The sequence below is a fragment of the Paenibacillus sp. J22P277 genome (genome assembly GCF_059383675.1).
Genome location: NZ_JBXENS010000004.1, coordinates 180,598 through 198,346, shown reverse-complemented (window position 1 = coordinate 198,346; position 17,749 = coordinate 180,598). Strand labels below are relative to the sequence as shown.

The 17,749-nt window shown below is 57.0% G+C and carries 14 protein-coding genes; 8 read left to right on the top strand and 6 right to left on the bottom strand.

Annotation, left to right across the window (positions count from 1 at the left end):
* Positions 1–34 precede the first annotated feature (34 nt).
* Positions 35–781 (bottom strand): hydrogen peroxide-dependent heme synthase, encoded by a 747-nt coding sequence (gene hemQ / locus AC50YL_RS14200; protein WP_494832865.1) that lies wholly within the window; start codon positions 779–781, stop codon positions 35–37.
* Between the two features lie 173 nt (positions 782–954).
* Here hemQ and AC50YL_RS14195 point away from each other — a divergent pair, with 173 nt between their 5' ends.
* The 3 genes from AC50YL_RS14195 (at position 955) to dnaI (ending at position 4,273) form a co-directional block, all read left to right on the top strand.
* Positions 955–1,260, top strand: coding sequence for a YuiB family protein (locus AC50YL_RS14195; protein ID WP_161744992.1), 306 nt, complete (start codon positions 955–957; stop codon positions 1,258–1,260).
* A 496-nt stretch (positions 1,261–1,756) separates the two neighbouring features.
* Complete coding sequence (locus tag AC50YL_RS14190) at positions 1,757–3,295, top strand: replication initiation and membrane attachment family protein (protein ID WP_494832863.1); 1,539 nt, start codon at positions 1,757–1,759, stop codon at positions 3,293–3,295.
* Between the two features lie 24 nt (positions 3,296–3,319).
* Positions 3,320–4,273: a primosomal protein DnaI gene (dnaI, locus tag AC50YL_RS14185; protein WP_494833409.1), complete on the top strand. Its 954-nt coding sequence runs from the start codon at positions 3,320–3,322 to the stop codon at positions 4,271–4,273.
* 98 nt (positions 4,274–4,371) lie between these two features.
* Here the strand turns inward: dnaI and AC50YL_RS14180 are convergent, their stop codons facing one another.
* From AC50YL_RS14180 to AC50YL_RS14170, 3 genes are all read right to left on the bottom strand, one after another.
* Positions 4,372–5,901: an S-layer homology domain-containing protein gene (locus AC50YL_RS14180; RefSeq protein ID WP_494832862.1), complete on the bottom strand. Its 1,530-nt coding sequence runs from the start codon at positions 5,899–5,901 to the stop codon at positions 4,372–4,374.
* A gap of 76 nt (positions 5,902–5,977) precedes the next feature.
* Positions 5,978–9,895 (bottom strand): bifunctional 2',3'-cyclic-nucleotide 2'-phosphodiesterase/3'-nucleotidase, encoded by a 3,918-nt coding sequence (locus AC50YL_RS14175; protein WP_494832861.1) that lies wholly within the window; start codon positions 9,893–9,895, stop codon positions 5,978–5,980.
* A gap of 191 nt (positions 9,896–10,086) precedes the next feature.
* Entirely contained in the window at positions 10,087–11,106 is a 1,020-nt protein-coding gene (locus AC50YL_RS14170) for a sulfate ABC transporter substrate-binding protein (RefSeq protein ID WP_494832860.1), read from the bottom strand.
* 410 nt (positions 11,107–11,516) lie between these two features.
* Between AC50YL_RS14170 and AC50YL_RS14165 the strand changes: the two genes are divergently transcribed.
* From AC50YL_RS14165 to AC50YL_RS14145, 5 genes are all read left to right on the top strand, one after another.
* Complete coding sequence (locus AC50YL_RS14165) at positions 11,517–12,680, top strand: sulfate ABC transporter substrate-binding protein (RefSeq protein ID WP_494832859.1); 1,164 nt, start codon at positions 11,517–11,519, stop codon at positions 12,678–12,680.
* Between the two features lie 26 nt (positions 12,681–12,706).
* Positions 12,707–13,555: a sulfate ABC transporter permease subunit CysT gene (gene cysT, locus AC50YL_RS14160; protein WP_494832857.1), complete on the top strand. Its 849-nt coding sequence runs from the start codon at positions 12,707–12,709 to the stop codon at positions 13,553–13,555.
* Positions 13,556–13,567: 12 nt separating this feature from the next.
* Positions 13,568–14,446 carry a sulfate ABC transporter permease subunit CysW gene (gene cysW / locus AC50YL_RS14155; RefSeq protein ID WP_494832856.1) on the top strand — a complete coding sequence of 293 codons (879 nt, stop codon included), beginning with the start codon at positions 13,568–13,570 and terminating at the stop codon, positions 14,444–14,446.
* A gap of 2 nt (positions 14,447–14,448) precedes the next feature.
* On the top strand, positions 14,449–15,513 hold the full coding sequence (locus AC50YL_RS14150; protein ID WP_494832855.1) for an ABC transporter ATP-binding protein: 1,065 nt from the start codon (positions 14,449–14,451) through the stop codon (positions 15,511–15,513).
* 68 nt (positions 15,514–15,581) lie between these two features.
* Positions 15,582–15,797 (top strand): YezD family protein, encoded by a 216-nt coding sequence (locus AC50YL_RS14145; RefSeq protein WP_161744985.1) that lies wholly within the window; start codon positions 15,582–15,584, stop codon positions 15,795–15,797.
* A 166-nt stretch (positions 15,798–15,963) separates the two neighbouring features.
* On the opposite strand, the gene rsgA is transcribed toward AC50YL_RS14145, so the two are convergent.
* Positions 15,964–17,040: a ribosome small subunit-dependent GTPase A gene (rsgA, locus tag AC50YL_RS14140; RefSeq protein WP_494832853.1), complete on the bottom strand. Its 1,077-nt coding sequence runs from the start codon at positions 17,038–17,040 to the stop codon at positions 15,964–15,966.
* A gap of 560 nt (positions 17,041–17,600) precedes the next feature.
* Positions 17,601–17,747: a YqzM family protein gene (locus AC50YL_RS14135; protein ID WP_494832851.1), complete on the bottom strand. Its 147-nt coding sequence runs from the start codon at positions 17,745–17,747 to the stop codon at positions 17,601–17,603.
* Between the last annotated feature and the right edge of the window lie 2 nt (positions 17,748–17,749).

The window sequence follows — 17,749 nt, the reverse complement described above, 5'->3', positions numbered from 1 at the left end:
CCGAAGGCGTTCCATCCGCTTTTTTGCATTCCGATTAAAGGCTGAACAGTTCGGCCAGCTTCTCTTCCGTCAGACGGTTGCCGACGTAGAAGTCTCCGAAATCGCCGAATCGCGCGCTGACTTCGTCGAAGCGCATTTCGTAGACCAGCTTCTTGAATTGCAGCGCGTCGTCCGCGAAGAGCGTGACGCCCCATTCCCAGTTGTCGAAGCCGACGGATCCCGTAATGATCTGCTTGACCTTGCCCGCGTAAGTGCGTCCGATCATGCCGTGGCTGCGCATCATCGTCTTGCGCTCGTCCATCGACAGCATGTACCAGTTGTCGCTGCCGGAGCGGCGTTTGTTCATCGGGTAGAAGCAGATGTGATTCCATTTCGGCAGAATCGGCTTCAAGCGCGCGAGGATTTCCGGATTCTGCATCGGATCCGCGCCCGGCTGCGCCATGTAGTTGCTCAGCTCGACCACGCTCACGTACGAATGGGCCGGAATCGTGAATTGGGCGAACGCGGACTTGTTGAACGCCGTCTCGAGGGCATTCAGCTCGTCGAGCGTCTCGCGCAGATGCATCATGACGAAATCGGCTTTCTGGCCGACGATGGAATAGAAAGCGGTGCTGCCCTGCTTGTTATCTTCAACGGACTGCCATTCTTTCAGGAACGAATGGAGGTCATCGAGCGCCATATTGCGTTCTGCTTCTTCTGCCGCCGTCCATGCCATCCAGTCGATGGTACGAAAATCGTGCAGCGCGTACCAGCCTTCCAGCGTTTGTGCTGCTTCACTCATGGTCATCTCTCCTTATCTTATGCGACGATTGTCCGCATTTTATGTCGCTTACATTGTATCGTAACGGTGCGAAGGAGAGCAAATGACGGACTTGTGACAACATCGCATTACAAATTGACTTCCTTTCGGCCATCTAATACACTATTTGTAGCGAAAGGGGAAGAGATTTCCGTATGAATTCAGACGTCACTATTTTGCAGCTCATTATTGCGACGGTGTTGTTTTTCGTCATGATGTTCGGAATCGGGTTCATTTTGAACATGCTGCTCAAAACGACCTTTTTTCCGATTTACTTATTCATTATCGTGCTGGTCCCGGTATTCATCTGGCAGACATGGGACAACTCGAAGACGTTCTCCGGCAATTTCACGTCCTTTACGTTCGTGGATATTTTGCCCGGCATCGGCGCGCTGATCGGCGCGTACATCAGCGGGACGACGATTCGGCTTCTGCGGCGCGGCGGATACAAAATGTTCTAAGATGGCGGAACGGATTCCGACACGACAGCGCGGGACGCCCGGTTCGAACGGCTTAACGCGGCAAATTCATGCCGCCCGGTTAGGCTATTGGCGCAAGGCGGCCGACAAGATGCGCGGTGGCCTTTTTTCGTCCGGGTCTGTCATTGTCGCTAACGGCCTATCGGAGGCGATAGAGTTGCGTAGTGACGTCTCGCGGATCCGCAAGCATGCCCCAATAGACGCGATAGAGCCGTTTGCGACGCTTTTTTCGTCATGTCCTGCAATAGCCAAGTATGCGCATCCGGCGCCGCTTGACGCGCTCGGAGGCGGGAGATGCGCGTGCGGAAGTCCGGCTTTTCTCGGCGTTTCAGGGAATCGGAAATGCGTTGAGCACGGCTTAGATAGAGGGGAAATTCCTTCGAGAGGGGGAATTTTCTTTTTTTTGCGTCCTGAAAAGCGCGCCTCTTTTATGTTAAACTAGTAACAAGAATACAAGGCGGATGGAGTCGAGAACGAGATGCGGATCGGCAGCTTGCACCAATTTACTGAGCATCACCGCTACTACGCCTTTCGCGATTTTTCGCTTAGCGCCGTGGATCGCAAAATGCTCGGCCTCATTTATCAATCCATGATCGGCGCCTTTGCGGCCGGTCTCTATCATTTGCTGTACCAACAGGTGGCGGACGACCGCGTCGGCTATTCGGAACTGGAGCCGCAGCGCAAGCTCCTGCTCGGGCTCGGCCTCGAGATGAACGAACGCGGCCGGCAGGAGCTGGTGAACCAAGCGTCGCGGCTGGAGGCGGTGGGCCTGCTTCAGGTGACGCGTCTGGGCGTGCCGGACAATGACGATGTCGCGTACGAATACGAGGTAATCAAACCGCTATCGCCGGATGAATTTTTCGGCAGCCCGCATCTGGCGCTGCTGCTCCGGGACAAGGTGGGCAAGCACTCGGTGATCGCTTTGCGGGAATCGTTCTACGCGAAGGAAGCGGACGAGCTGGCGGGCGCGCAGCTGGCGCGGGAAAATATCTCGGTGCCGTTCTACGAGCTGTTCCGCCTGAACACGCAGGGCTTCGATCCCGAGCTCGAGCAAGCGCTGACGGAGGTCGCGCCGGCAAGGCAGCCTACGCCGAAGCCGGCGCAGACGGAGACCGCGGGCATTCAATACGGGGAAATCATCATGCGGTTCCCCCGCAATTCCGGCAACCGGGCTTTCGTCGAACGGCTGCGAGGCAATGACGAAGCAATCGCGCAGCTGAATTATGTCGCGTATAAATACAGTTTGACCGTCGTGGATCTATGCCGGTTGCTCGACGAGGACGATGTGTTTTCGGGTGGCGGCGAGCTGCTGATAGACGAGCTGCAGCTGCGCGGTAACCAACTGTACCGCCAGGACCGCAAGCGTAAAGACGAGCGCCAGCGGATCTACGGACGGATGGAAGCCGTCAAGGCCGAGAACGGCCGGAACGACGGCGGCATCGACGATATGCCGGAAGAAGTGGCCGTACAGGCCGAATTTTATATGGAAGTGCCCGCGCAGCTGGTCGGTCGCTGCGACATCCATCAGTACAATATGTTGATGCGCAACGAGCCGCATACCCGGTTCATTGCGCGTTTCTTTCCCGGTGCGGTGCCCGAATGGCTCATTCGGGTATTCGAAGTCATCGACCATAATTATCGGCTGCAGGGCGCCGTTATTAACGTGCTGATTCATTACGTGCTCGGGTTGAACGATTCGCAGCGCGTCACGAAGACGTATATCGACGCCGTGGCGTCCAACATGCTCGTGAAAGGTATCGATTCCTTCGAGCGGGCCGTCGGCTACGTTAGGGAGCAAGTGAAGCTGGAAGAGGACAAGGAGCGCCGACGAGACAGCGGCGGCGCGGCGTCTGCTGCGCCTAGAAGGAACGGAGGCGCGGGCGCTTCGGCAGCGAAGGGCAGGCGCAAGCCGCTCATTCCGATCATGCCGGAGGCGCAAAGCGGAGCGCCGCTCACGGCGGAGGAAATGGAAGAAATTCGCCGCATGGCGCGGAAGCTGGACGGAAAATCGACGTAAAAACGAGGTGAAGCAACGATGGCGATGGAGTCGCTGGGTGACCTGCTGAAGGCGATGCCGGGCGGCAGGAACATGAAGCAGCAGGCGGACAAGCTGATGGCCGATCTGCTGGAGGAGCCGCTCGTAGGGATGCTTCGCAACAAATACCCGGAGCTTGACGACGGGACGATCAAGTTGAACCTGAACCGGATCTACCAATGCACCAAGGAATACCGAAACTGCACGAATTGCACGGGGCTCGACCAATGCCCCAATGATTTCGAAGGCCATTATACGGAGCTGAGCTGCGAAACGATCGGCGGGGTCGTGCAGCTGAACGATCGCAAGGTCGCCTGCAAGAAGCTGATCGCGAGGCAAAGCGAGAACCGCATCCGCAGCCGTATCCGCAGCTTCTATATCGATGACCGTGCGTTGTTGCAAGGCTATTCCGCGGACGAGATCGTATCGAAGGATATTGAACGCATGAAGGCGGTCGGTCAAATCATCGGTTACATCAATCGGACCAAGGAAGAAGGCCTGCAGTCGGAAGGGCTTTATCTGACGGGTTCTTTCGGAACGGGAAAGACGTTTCTGATGTGCTATATGCTGCACGAGCTGGCTAAGGCCGGATTTACGGGCGCAATCGTGTATATGCCGGAATTCGTCGAGGACATGAAGTCGCTGATGTTCGAGCAGGGGAAGCTGAAGGAAACGGTGGACATGCTGAAAGAAACGGATCTGTTGATCTTCGACGATATCGGCGCGGAGAACCTGAACCCTTGGGTGCGCGACCATGTGCTAGGGTCTATCTTGAATTACCGGATGAACCGCAAGCCGACCTTCTATACGTCGAACTACGGCTTGGACGACATCGAGCAGCATTTCAGCTTCACGAACAAGGACGGCGACGATCTGCATAAAGGCCAGCGGCTGATGGATCGCGTTCGGCCTTACGTGCAGCTGGTGCATGTGACGGGCCAAAATAAGCGCGGACGCTAGACATGTGGATATTGCAAGAAAGTAGAAAAGAAGAGCCTGCCGTTCGAAAGAACGGCGGGCTCTTCTTTATGGTCCGAACTCATTAAGGTTCGCGCGCATTATGCGCCGAACAACAGGTTGTACAGCACCTTGGCCGCTTCGGCGCGAATGGCTTTATCGCGCGGCGCGAAACGGTTGTCGCTGCCGGTCATCAGTCCGGCATGGATTGCGGTTTGCACGGCTTCCTTTGCCCAGCTGCTGACCGCTTTGGCGTCCTTGAACGAACCAAGGTCGGCCGCGGTGCCGACGGATCCGGCTCCGCCGCGTTTCGCGTAGACGTTGACGATCATGATCGCCATTTCTTCCCGCGTGATGGCTTTGTTCGGCTCGAACTTGCCGTTGCCCGTACCGGACGCGATGCCGTTCTCATAGGCGGCGGCCGTCGTCTCGGCGAACCAGCTTCCGGCCGGAATGTCGTTAAACGGCGCCGCGGCGGTAGCCTTCAAGCCCAGAGCCCGCACCAGCATCGTGACGAACTCGGCACGGGTGATGTTGGCCTTCGGGCCGAATCGATCATCGGATACCCCTTCGACGATATGCTTGGCCGTCAGCTCCCGGATGACGCTCGCTGCCCAATAGGAAGAGGGAACGTCCGTGTACGTTTTGGAGTAGGCGAATACGCCGTATTTGCTGAAATGAGCGATATCGGCAGCGACGGCGCCATCCATGATCGTGCCGCCGACGTATTCGATCGTGCCGCTATCCGAGACGTAGTAGATTCCCGCAAGACGGGCATCCGCGCCGGGCGACAGCTTCAGCTGCAGTTGCACCGGTTTGGCGAAAGCGTCGAGCTTTTTCGACGAGCCGTCTTTCAATACGACGCTCAGCGAGATTTCGTAGACTTGGCCTTGCGGCGTCAATCCTTCGCCGGCGGCGCCGGATATCGCGGAAGCCGTCTCGGCGGGGCTCAGCGCGCGCACGTTCAGCGCGATGCTGGCGTCGGCGTCGGTGCCGCTCAGATCGGCCAAGGCTTTCAGCACTTCCTTCGGAAGCGTAATCGCGCCTCCCGGAAGCACGATTCGCAGACCGTTGTCGCCGATCGATTTTCCGACTGCGGCCGGGATCAAGATTTGCATATTGGGCGCCGTCGATTTGCTTGCGTCCACCGTCGCGAAGCCGTTCGCCGGCGAGGAAACGTCGGCGAGCTCGAACTTGACTTGAACGACCGCCGGATCCGTCGGAGTGACCGGGTTGCCAGGGTTGACCGGAGGCGGATAATAGGTGCCGCCGGTTACGGTGAATGTCCGATTGGCGACGTCGGTGCCTTGTCCGGCGACGATCTGATACGTTCCGGTCGATGCGGACGAAGGCAGCGTGAACGAGTCCGTGAATTGGCCGCCGCTTGCTTTGACGGTATCGAAGAACAGGATCGTCCCGTCCGGATGAATGACTTTAATAATGACTTCGGAGGCGTTCGTCGTGCCGCTGATCGTGACCGTGCCGCCGGCTTGGACATCGGCAACGGCGTTAATGGCCGTGCCGGGCTCGGCCGTTATCGCAGCTTCGGCGGCATAGGCGGCGGACGGAATCGCGGCAGGAGCCGCAAGCGCCATGGCCAGCGCCGCAAGAAGGACAGCTTTTCTCTTCAACGATGATGCTCCTTTCGATTGGGCGACCCGGATCTCGGGATGGGGATGAGATCCGGGTCCGCCTTTCGGCATGGGATTAAGGGGTTTGCGTAGTGATGTTCGTGATGCGGCCTTTCACGCTGGCCGTGATCGTACCGTGATTGAACGTTTTCAGCACGTATTGGTAAAAAGCTTCGATATCCGTGCTTCCGGCCGTCGGGTTGAGCCCTTGCGTCAGTATCGTGTAGTTGTCGCCGCCTGCGGCCATGAAGTTATTGACGACCGCCGTGTACGACTCCGTATCGACGATCGGCGTGCCGTCTTCCTTCGTCAAGGAAACGACCCGTTCCGCGATCGGCTTGCTGAAATCGGCCGTGTACTTCAAGCCGGAGATTTGCAGCGTCTTGGTGTCGGATGCGGAAGCACCCCATTGCTGCTGCAGCAGCGTTTTGATTTGCGCGCCGGTCAGCGTCATTTTCACGAGCTGATTGCCGAACGGCTGGATGCGGAACAGATCGGAATAGACGATGCTGCCCTTCGGCAGATCGGCGCGGATGCCGCCCGGATTCATGAACGAGAAGTCGGATTGCATGGCGTCCTTCATCGCGTCGGCGATCAGGCTGCCGAGCGCGTTTTCTTGGGTAAAAGCGGTCGCTTTCGAGATGATGTCGTCGGTCGTGCCGACCGGCTCAAGCAGCTCGGGATGGCGGTCCAGGGAAGCTTGGACGATTTCGGCCACTTTCGCATTCGGTGTAACGCGTGCCTGCTTCACGTCGACGATATTTGCTGTTTTGTTCACGATGTCGTGCGTCGATGGATCGATTTCCAGATCGACGTCCGCGAACGCCGTTCCGTACGAGTAGGCTTGGAATATCAGCTTGTTGTCCACCATTCCGTTCACCTTGGCATGATTGTCGCCGGCGAAGATAACATCGACTTCGTCATCCACCGCATTGGCCAGATCGGCGGCTTCGCCCGTAATCGTATCGCCGCTTTGCGATGCGGGATCATGTGCCAGCACGACGATCGCTTTAACGCCTTTCTCTTTCAATTCCGCTACCGCCGCGTTCACGACGGGCGCTTGATCCACGATATTGACCGGCTCCAGCGCCGCTGGCGAGACTTTGCTTGGCGTCAGCATCGTGACGACGCCGATGAAGCCGATCTTCTCGCCGCCGATTTCTTCGATAACGTATGGTGCGATAATGGGCTTACCCGTGTCTTTGTCGATGACGTTCGCGTTGACGTAATCCATCGTTGTCTGGTTGAAGGTCACGTTCGGATTGATCGGATCCTTGCCGCCGTTCAGCTGGGCCATCAGCGCCGGCACGCCTTGATCGAACTCGTGATTGCCGAGCGTGGCTACGTCGAAGCCGAGCATATCGAGCATATCGAGCGTCGGCTTGTCGCGATCCAGCGCCGAGACTGGCGAGCTGGCCCCGACCGCATCGCCGTTATGCACGAGCAGCGTGTTGGCGTTCATGCCTTCATAGTCCTTAAGATAGGTGGCCAAATATGCGGCTCCGCCTAAAATATTGCCTCCGGCGGCCGTCGAATAATCCAGTTGGCCGTGAAAGTCATTAATGCCGAGCAGCTGTACTTTAACATTGTCATTCGGCTGCGGCGTTTCTCCTTGCAAGTTGATTTTGAATAGGTTGAAGCCTTTGTCGTCCAACTTTTCCAGCGACGAAATTTTTGGACTGGCGTTCAGATATTCTTTCGCGGCCGGGGAGGACGTGAACGTCACGTTCACGTCGCCTTGCACTGGTGCAAGGGACCAATTGTTGTCCGCGGTCGGATTGATCGTCTTCTGATCCGCGATGTAGTCCATCAATACTTGGCGATTCTCATCGGCCGAGTCGAGAACTAGCGGGGCACCTTTAATCTCAGGGAAATTGCCGCCTCCGCCAACGCGGTAATTGTTGCTGACCACGACGAACTCCTGATTCGGGTCGATCGGCTTGCCGTCGTATTGCAGGTTGACGATTCGGTTGGATGCCAGATTGTTGAACGTACCATCCGTCTTGTATCTCGCTGGCTTCGTCACGTCGATCTGATAGGTAACGCCATCGATCACATCGAAATTGAATACCGAGAAGTTCGGATTAAGCAACGACTGCTCCGTCGTTTTGCCGGGATCGATCTGATTGAACATGCCGGCTGACATTTCAAGCCATTCTTTAACGGCCGAGCCTTTGATCTTGATTGCTTTTAGCGTGTTATCGTACAGGTACAGGTCGCTTGCGCTTTTGATCGCCAAGTCGCCTGTTTTGATGTCGGTGTATTCGGTCGGACCGTTGCGGCCAGCCTTGAACGGGGCGCCGACGGAGAGAACCGGAAGATCCTTGTCCGGAGAGTTCTTCGAGTCCAGCGTCTTCTCCACGAACCACTTCTGAGCTTGCGTGACGATTTGGATGGAAGGATCGTCCTGCACGAGCGCAAAATAACTGTAGATCGGTGCCGTCGTTTCGCCGATGGACTGATTGACGTAGGCTTTGGTCGCCGCATGCTCGTCCGCTATCGCGTCGACGACGGTTTGATCCGCTTCGACGAGCGATTTCTTGTTCGCCGTATCGTAAATGTATTTATTCGAGGATTGCGAGTTCGCGACTTGCCATTTTCCGTTCGTTTTGTTCAGCGTAAGGTCGATGATGCCGAGGTTCGCGCCGCCGAAGCCGGCCTGCACGGCCGCGACGCCGTTGATCGTGCCTTTCTCGTTGTCGACGCCCGGCAGCGGATTGCCCTGCGCGTCCTTGAAAAGGGTATCCAACGCGCTGACGCTCGGGGCAGGGAAGACCTTATGCGTATGCGAAAAGGTGATCGCATCGATACCGGGCACCTGGCTAAGCGGATAAACGGCGTCTTCGAAGCCTTTGCCTGCGACTGCCGAGCCGTTAAACCCGGAATGCGTCAGCGCGACGACGATGTCGGCGCCTTCCGCCCGCATTTGGGGAACGAATTTCTCGGCTGTCGCGACGATGTCCTTCGTAATTACCTTGCCGCTCAGATTGTCTTTGTCCCAATCCATGATTTGCGGCGTGACGAGACCGAGGAAGCCGACCTTAACGGTTTGTTCCTTGCCGTTCTCGTCCTTGAACGTCTTGTTCAAGATCATATAGGGGGTGTAATTATTAACGTCATTATTGGGATCCGCGTCGTGGTCGTCCTTGTAGATATTCGCGTTGACGTAAGGAAAACTGGCGTCATCTCTGGCTTCGTCCAAATAATCAAGGCCGTAATTGAATTCATGATTGCCGAAAGTCGCGATGTCGTAGCCCATCAGATTCATTGCTTTGTAGGCCGGGTGGACTTGTCCGTCCTTCAAGGGGTTTACTTTCGCCATGTAGGTGCCGAGCGGCGTACCTTGGAGCAGGTCGCCATTATCGACGAGCAGCGAGTTCGGTTGCTCTGCGCGTGCTTGTTTCACCAAAGCGGCGGTTTTGACCAAACCGACGGTATCGGCCGGCGCATCCTTGTAGTAATCATAGTTCATGAAGTTGGTGTGCACGTCCGTCGTTTCCATGATGCGGAGCTTCAGGGTCGTGCCGTCGATCGTAATGGGATCGGCGAGATTCGTGCCGACCTCTGTCAGCTTGCCGCTGTAGGAGTCCACGACGAACACTTTGACCGAAAGTCCGCTCCCGGTCGTATTGAAATGAGCAGTCAGGGTTTCGCTGCCCGCGATATCTTTGGTCACGGCGGCGATGCCAGCCGGCGTCGTTCCATTGAATAGCTCGAAAATGACGGTTTCTTCTCCAGCATGTCCTACGGAAGTAGGCGTAACGACTACGCTTGCTTTCACCCCGCCGTCCATCTCGATCGAAGGATTTTGAATGACGAAAGCGCGGTTATTATCAACGGGTACTGGCACATCTGCATCTATTGCGGTGATGGAGCCGACTTCAAGCGAAGACTGGGCATGTACCGGAACGGCGACATAAGACGAGGTCAAGAAACCTGCGAGAAGCGACGCGGCCAATGCCGTCCGCGACATTTTCTTGCGAAAAGAAACCATTTTCTAGCAATTCCACCTTTCATTTGGTATAGGGGTATTATAACAATCGAATTGTGATGGCAGGTTTAAAGAAATATTAAATATTCGAAAAGTCTGTAAATCTAAATATGGAAATAATTATCGCAAAATGTCGAATAAAATAAAAGGACCGCAAGCCGGATGGCGCTGCGGTCCTAGTTAAAAATGGCCGATTAAGGCGTGTAAATCTTGTCGAAAACGCCGCCGTCATTGAAGAACTTAGCCTGTGCCTTATCCCAGCCGCCGAAGTTGCGGATGTTCGTCAATTCGAGACTTTTGAACTGCTTCGAATACTGGGCTGCGATGGCGAGATTCGTCGGACGATAGAAGTTTTGCGCGATGATTTTTTGCCCCTCGGTCGTGTAGAGGTAATCCAGATAAGCTTTCGCCACGTCGCGCGTGCCGTGCTTGTCTGCATTCTCGTTCACGACGGCAACCGGCGGTTCGGCCAGGATGCTGTAGGATGGCGTCACGATCTCGAAGTCTTTCGGATGCTCCTTGAGCGCGAGATAGGCTTCGTTCTCCCAGGCGAGCAGCACGTCTCCGATGCCGCGTTCCACGAACGTCGTCGTCGAACCGCGGGCGCCGGAATCCAGCACCGGCACGTTTTTGTACAGCGACTTGACGAAGCTGGTCGCCTTGGCTTCGCTATGATCGTTGTGTTTCAGCGCGTACGCCCAAGCCGCAAGGAAGTTCCAGCGCGCGCCACCGCTTGTTTTCGGGTTCGGCGTAATGACGGAGACGTTTTTCTTGACGAGATCGCTCCAGTCGTTGATTTTCTTCGGATTGCCCTTGCGGACCAGGAACACGATGGTCGAGGTATAGGGCGAGCTGTTCTTCGCGAAGCGGCTTTGCCAGCCGGCATTGATCAGCCCGGCGCGCTGGATCTCGTCGATGTCGTATGCGAGCGCCAATGTCACGACGTCCGCTTCCAAGCCGTCGATGACCGAACGGGCCTGAGCGCCCGATCCGCCGTGGGACTGCTTGATCGTGACTTTTTGTCCGGTTTTCGTTTTCCAATAGGAAGCGAATGCTTTGTCGAACTGCACGTAGAGCTCGCGCGTCGGATCATAAGACACGTTCAGCAGCGTGACGTCTTTCTTCGCGGGCTTCGGCGCCGCGGCGAAACTCGTGGAGGATAATGACAGGACCAGCGTGAAGGCGGCGAGGACGGTAAAAAATTTCTTCTTCATTAAACAACTCTCCCCAGATAGATATGTATCCGCCGGCGACAAGTGCGCGTATGCAAAAGAGGCCCCGATCGTCCGCAAGCAAAATCAGTGCTTTAGGCGGACGATTCGGGGCCTCCGGAGTACCGGTCGGCTCGATGGACCCATCATAAACCGATAATTCCCAGCTGTCAACTATGAATTACCATTTTTCGTATGCGACATGCTTCTTCTTACCTATCTTTTTCCTATAAGAAGAATTGATAGGCGTGATAATCTTTTTTGAAAAATGAATTGACAAGAAAGCTTATCCATTGCTATTATAACTCCATAAACCAACTAAACAGGTAGGATTAATATTGTTTTTGCCACCGGTCAACCCGGCGTAGGAACACATTAGTTATCTGTAAAACGAAGACAAGGGGTGCTTTGACATGTCCAACATGAAAAAGAGAAACGTTTTACCGTTAAAAACACTAATGATCGTTATCGCGTTTGCGTTCGCCTTGACCGGCTGCGGATGGGATTCGGGCCCGAACAACGCGGCGAATACATCCGGCAATGCCGACCAGTCCGGCAACGCCGGCAAGACGGATACGAATGCAGGCACGAACGGCAACGCAACCGAACCTGCGGCAGCCAATGACGGCGGAGCCAAGAAGCCGGTCGAACTGCTTAACGTATCCTATGATCCGACGCGCGAACTATATGAAGCCTACAACAAGCTGTTCTCCGATTATTGGAAGCAAGAGAAGGGCCAGGAGGTTACGATCAAGCAATCCCACGGCGGCTCCGGCGCGCAAGCCCGCGCGGTTATCGACGGTCTGAAAGCGGATGTCGTGACGCTCGCGCTTGGTTACGATATCGATTCGATTTCGGCAAAGGGACTTATTAATGCCGATTGGCAGCAAAAATTCGATAACAACAGTTCGCCATACACGTCGACAATCGTATTTCTCGTTCGCAAAGGCAACCCGAAGGGTATTAAGGATTGGAACGACCTCGTGAAGCCGGGCGTGCAGGTTATAACGCCGAATCCGAAAACGAGCGGCGGCGCGCGCTGGAACTATCTCGCCGCATGGGGTTACGCGCTGAAGCAGAATAACGGCGACGAAGCGAAAGCGCAGGAATTCGTCAAAGCGCTGTTCAAAAACGTGCCGGTGCTGGATACCGGGGCTCGCGGTTCGACGACGACCTTCGTCGAGAAAGGCATCGGCGACGTGCTGCTCGCCTGGGAGAACGAGGCGCTCTTGTCGGTGAAAGAGCTCGGACCGGACAAATTCGAAATCGTGTATCCTTCCCTGAGCATTTTGGCCGAACCCCCGGTAGCCGTCGTCGACAAGAACGTCGACAAGAACGGGACCCGCGAAGTAGCAGAAGCTTACCTCGATTATCTCTATACGGAACCGGCGCAGCAGGTGATCGCGCAGAATTTCTACCGTCCGCAGCTCGCTTCGGTGGCGGAGCAGTACAAGGACCAATTCCCGGATATCCCGATGTTGAACATCAACGACGATTTCGGCGGTTGGGCGGAAGCGCAGAAGAAACATTTCAATGACGGCGGCGTGTTCGATCAAATCTATGCGCCGGGGTCATAAGCGATAACGAGGAGCTGACTCTACACATGACGAGTTCCGCACGGAAGAAAGCGAAGCCGCGCAGCGTGCTGCCGGGCTTCGGCCTATCGCTTGGCTTTACGGTTTTTTACTTAAGCATCATCGTCATTATTCCGCTCATCGGGATCTTCGTCAAAACTTCCGGGCTGACGCCGGGGCTGTTCTGGGATACCGTCACGAACGCGCGGGTGCTGGCCTCGTATAAGATCAGCTTCCTGACGTCGTTCTACGCGGCGCTCGTCAATCTCGTCTTCGGGCTGATCATCGCCTGGGTGCTGGTGCGTTACAAATTTCCGGGCAAGCGGCTGATCGACAGCCTGATCGACATGCCGTTCGCGCTTCCGACCGCCGTAGCGGGCATCGCCCTGACCGCCATCTACGCGCCGAACGGCTGGGTCGGCAAGCTGCTTGAACCGCTCGGCATCAAAGTCGCGTTCACGCCGCTCGGGATTACGCTCGCGCTGATCTTCATCGGACTGCCGTTCGTCGTCCGGACCGTGCAGCCGGTGCTGCAGGATTTGGACAACGAGGTGGAAGAAGCGGCGGTCATGCTGGGCGCGTTCCGCTGGAGAACGTTCCGCAGAGTCGTGCTGCCCGAGCTGATACCGCCGCTCCTGACGGGCTTCGCCCTCGCGTTCGCAAGGGGAATCGGCGAATACGGCTCCGTCGTCTTCATCTCCGGCAACATGCCGATGAAGACGGAGATCGCGCCGCTGCTTATCATGACGAAGCTCGAGCAGTTCGATTACCGGGGAGCGACGGCCATCGCCATGGTCATGCTGATCGTGTCGTTCCTGCTGCTGCTGCTCATCAACTACCTGCAATGGCGGAGCAATCGCCGCGTTGCGGCGGCATAGGAGGGGAACGTCATGGCTGGCGTGGTTACGACCCAATTGTCCGAGAAGACGGCGCGTCCGAAGCATATCAATGAATCGCTCGCCGTGCGCATTATCCTGATTTCCGTATCGCTGTTATTCCTGGGCTGCGTCGTCCTGCTGCCGCTGCTCTCGATCTTTATCGAAGCGTTCAAGAAAGGCGCGGAAGTGTACTTCGCGGCGATCCGGGACCCGGATGCCTTGTCGGCGCTGAAGCTGACGCTGCTGACGGCGCTGATCGCCGTCCCGCTGAATACCGTATTCGGCGTTGCGGCGGCTTGGGCGATCAGCAAGTTCCGCTTCCGGGGCAAAAACGTGCTCATTACGCTGATCGATCTGCCTTTCGCCGTATCGCCCGTCATCGCGGGCCTCGTGTTCATCTTGTTGTTCGGCGCGCAGGGCTTCCTCGGACCGTGGCTGGACAATCAGAATATTCAAATCATGTTCGCGCTGCCGGGCATCGTGCTGGCGACCACGTTCGTCACCTTCCCCTTCGTGGCCCGGGAGCTGATCCCGCTCATGCAGGCGCAGGGCGTGCAGGAAGAAGAGGCCGCCGCAAGCCTTGGCGCGAAGGGCTGGCAGATCTTCTGGCGCGTTACGCTGCCGAACATCAAGTGGGGCCTGCTGTACGGCGTCATTCTCTGCAACGCGAGGGCGATGGGCGAATTCGGCGCCGTATCCGTCGTATCCGGCCATATCCGCGGAGAGACGAACACGCTGCCGCTGCATATCGAGATCCTTTACAACGAGTATTCCTTCTCCGCATCGTTCGCCGTGGCATCGCTGCTGGTCATGTTGGCCGTCGTGACGCTGATCGTGAAGAGCTTCATCGAATGGAAAACCGCCAGGCAACTTCCGAAGGAGGAGAGCTGAGGATGCACATCGAGGTCAAGAACGTTAACAAGGCGTTCGGCACCCATCATGCCGTACGGGACTTGAGCTTCGCGATCGAGCGAGGCAAGCTGATCGGCCTGCTGGGACCGAGCGGCGGCGGCAAATCGACGCTGCTGCGCATTCTGGCGGGATTGGAGACGCCGGATTCCGGCGATATCTTCATCAACGGCCAGCGCGTCAACGACGTGAAGCCGCAGCTCCGCGGCATCGGGTTCGTCTTCCAGAATTACGCGTTGTTCAAGCATATGAACGTGTTCGACAACATCGCCTTCGGCTTAACGATCCGGAAGGCAAGCAAAGCGGAGATTAAGGAGCGCGTGAACGAGCTGCTCGACCTCACCGGCCTTCGGGGCTTCGAGCACAGGTATCCGCATCAGCTCTCCGGCGGTCAGCGGCAGCGGGTTGCATTTGCCAGGGCGCTGGCGCCGAAGCCGGAGCTGCTGCTGCTGGATGAGCCCTTCGCGGCGATCGACGCGAAGGTCCGCAAAGAGCTGCGCACCTGGCTGAAGAGCCTGATCGCAGAGCTCGGCATAACCTCGATCTTCGTCACGCATGACCAGGACGAAGCGGTCGAGGTGGCCGACGAAATGCTGATCGTGCAGCAAGGCAGATTGGAGCAGCAGGGCTCGCCGATTCACATTTACACGGATCCGCGGACGGCCTTCGTGGCCGGCTTCATCGGTCATTCCAGCGTAGTCGAGCAGCCTAACAGTCTGCGCGGGTTCGAGAACGCAGTAAGCCTGGCCGGAGCGAAGGCGATCATTCGTCCCGAATTCGTCGAGGTCGGACGACAGGAAGAAATCGCGTTCCCGTCCGCGGCGGAGAAGGGCAAGGTCCGGCATGTTTTCTTCCGCGGCGCGCATCTGGAGCTGGACGTGGAGATCGGGGCCAACCGGGTTTCCGCGCACCGCTCGTTGGATCAGGTACCGCTGCAGCCGGGCGAGGAAGTATCCGTGCTCATTCACCGGTTATACGTCATTTCGGACGAATCGGCGACCATGGTCGAAAATCCGCTCAAGGTCGATCCGCTTCCGGTGCATATCTGACTTGTCCTCGCCGACGTCGGAGCCGGGGCTATGGGCGGAATTGCAAAACAACCTAGGAGGGGTTTATGATGGCGAAGCCAATCGTGTTGGATCAAGAATGGTTAGAGCGCATTGCAACGCAGGTGAACGGGCTTGAATACGGTTCGGTTCTCATTACCGTTCATGACGGCCGCGTCGTCCAGATCGACAGAACCGAGCGCAAACGCTTCGAGACGAATGCCGCGAAGCAGTCCCAGCCGCAGGCGCAAAACGGCAACGACAAGCTAAAGGCAGTCAACGGCTAGCTCGAATGGCGGCCGCACACATAGAAAGCGCCCGTATGCCCGGCGAATAGCCGTGCATATGGACGCTTTTTCGCCGTGCATGAAGATCGAACGCAGGCTAAGCACGCTGTGAACATAATACAGCGCGGTTACGTTCATCGAATAGAGTACGCCGTCCTGTTACAGGTTAATCCTGCTCCATCGATTGGCGGACGTCGTTCGTTCGCGCGCCTTGCCGTTTATCCGCGCTTTTCTTGGCGCGCATCGTGACGGACTTCTCTTTGCGGGCTTGGCGCGCGAGCTCGCGGCCGGTCTTCTTGTAGCTGGCGTAGCGATGTTCGTCGAGCGTGCCGTCCCGGAGCGCATCCTTGACGGCGCATCCGAGCTCCGCTTCATGCTTGCAGTCGCGAAAGCGGCATGAAGCGGCGAGCGCTTCGATTTCGGCGAAAGCCTCCTGCCAGCCGGATTCCGATTCCCACAGCTGCAGCTCCCGCATGCCGGGCGTATCCATCATGATGAAACCGCCGGGAAGCGGGAACAACTCGCGATGCGTCGTCGTGTGGCGTCCCCGCGCGTCGTCCTCGCGAACGCCCTGCACCGTTTGACGGTTCTCGCCTGCCAACCAATTGAGCAGCGTCGATTTGCCGGCGCCGGACGAACCGGTGACGGCGATCGTGCGGCCCGGTTGGAGATAAGGCAGCAGCGCCTGCCTGCCTTGATCCTCGATGGCGCTTACCGCGTGCACCGGCACGCCGGGGGCAGCCGAGGCAACCTCGGCGATCCGGCTTTGCACGTCCTCGCACAGGTCCGCTTTCGTCAGCAGCACGATCGGCGCGGATCCGCTTTCCCAGGCGGCAACGAGGTAGCGTTCGATTTTGCGGACGTTATAGTCCCCGTTAAGCGCGTTGACGATGAACAAGATGTCGATGTTGGTGCCGATCACCTGTTCCTCCGGCACGCTGCCCGCCGCTCTGCGGATCATCGCGGTGCTGCGCGGAAGGACGCCGTGAATGACGGCGCGCCGCTCGCCGGGCAGCGGCTGCGCGACGACCCAGTCCCCGACGGCCGGGTAATCGCTGCGGGCAGCGGCTTGGAATTGGAATTTGCCGCTGACTTCCGCGGAGAATTCGCCTTCGTCGGCACAGATGCGGTATTGATTCGTGAACTGCGCGGTGACGCGGGCGGGCACGAGGCCGTTGCTCGGTTTGGGTGCAGCATCGAACAGATGCTGCCATTGCGAGCTCCACCCTAAAGCCCGGAGCATCGGGACGATTGCGGCGGTACTGCCGGCGTCTGCGGCGTTATGATTGTCTGCATCTCGGCATTCGCCGGGATTTGTTTGTAGTTCGGGTTGTTGCTCGAGATATGGACTTGCGGAATTGCTTGTTGGCTTGAATTTCAAATCGGATAACCCCTTTTTAAATGGAATTGGAATTGGTCTGGAAACGGGCGTGTGTTGTACGAACGACAAAAAGACCGCAGGAGAGAAGCTCCTGCGGTCTGCGAATGAAGGAAAGGCTGCCGACAAGACGGCAGCGACATCCTCCGAACGACAGAAAAGCCGCAGGAAACCGGAGCATCCGGTTCCCTGCGGCTAGCATAAGAACGACGACAATAACGCCGCTCTTTCTATGATCCGACCGAGACCGATGCGTATGCGATTTCCGTTATCGAAACAATCGAAGTAAAAGTCACCATGCGACATCAGCCTCCTCAAGTAGTTGTTGTTGCCATTTTATGCCGAACCGGACCGTTTGTCAACGGCTGGCTTCCAAATAATGAAAATGACCCTGCTCCGGCTGGCTGCCGAAACAAGGCCAATGATTACGATATCGCGAATTTAATGATCACCGCAACGGCGAAAATAACGAACATGATCCCGAAGAAACCGCCGAAGCCCATTGCGACGTCGAACAAATCATCGCGAGGCTCCTCGTTTAAATGCTCGCGTGGATCTCTTACATTTTCCATGT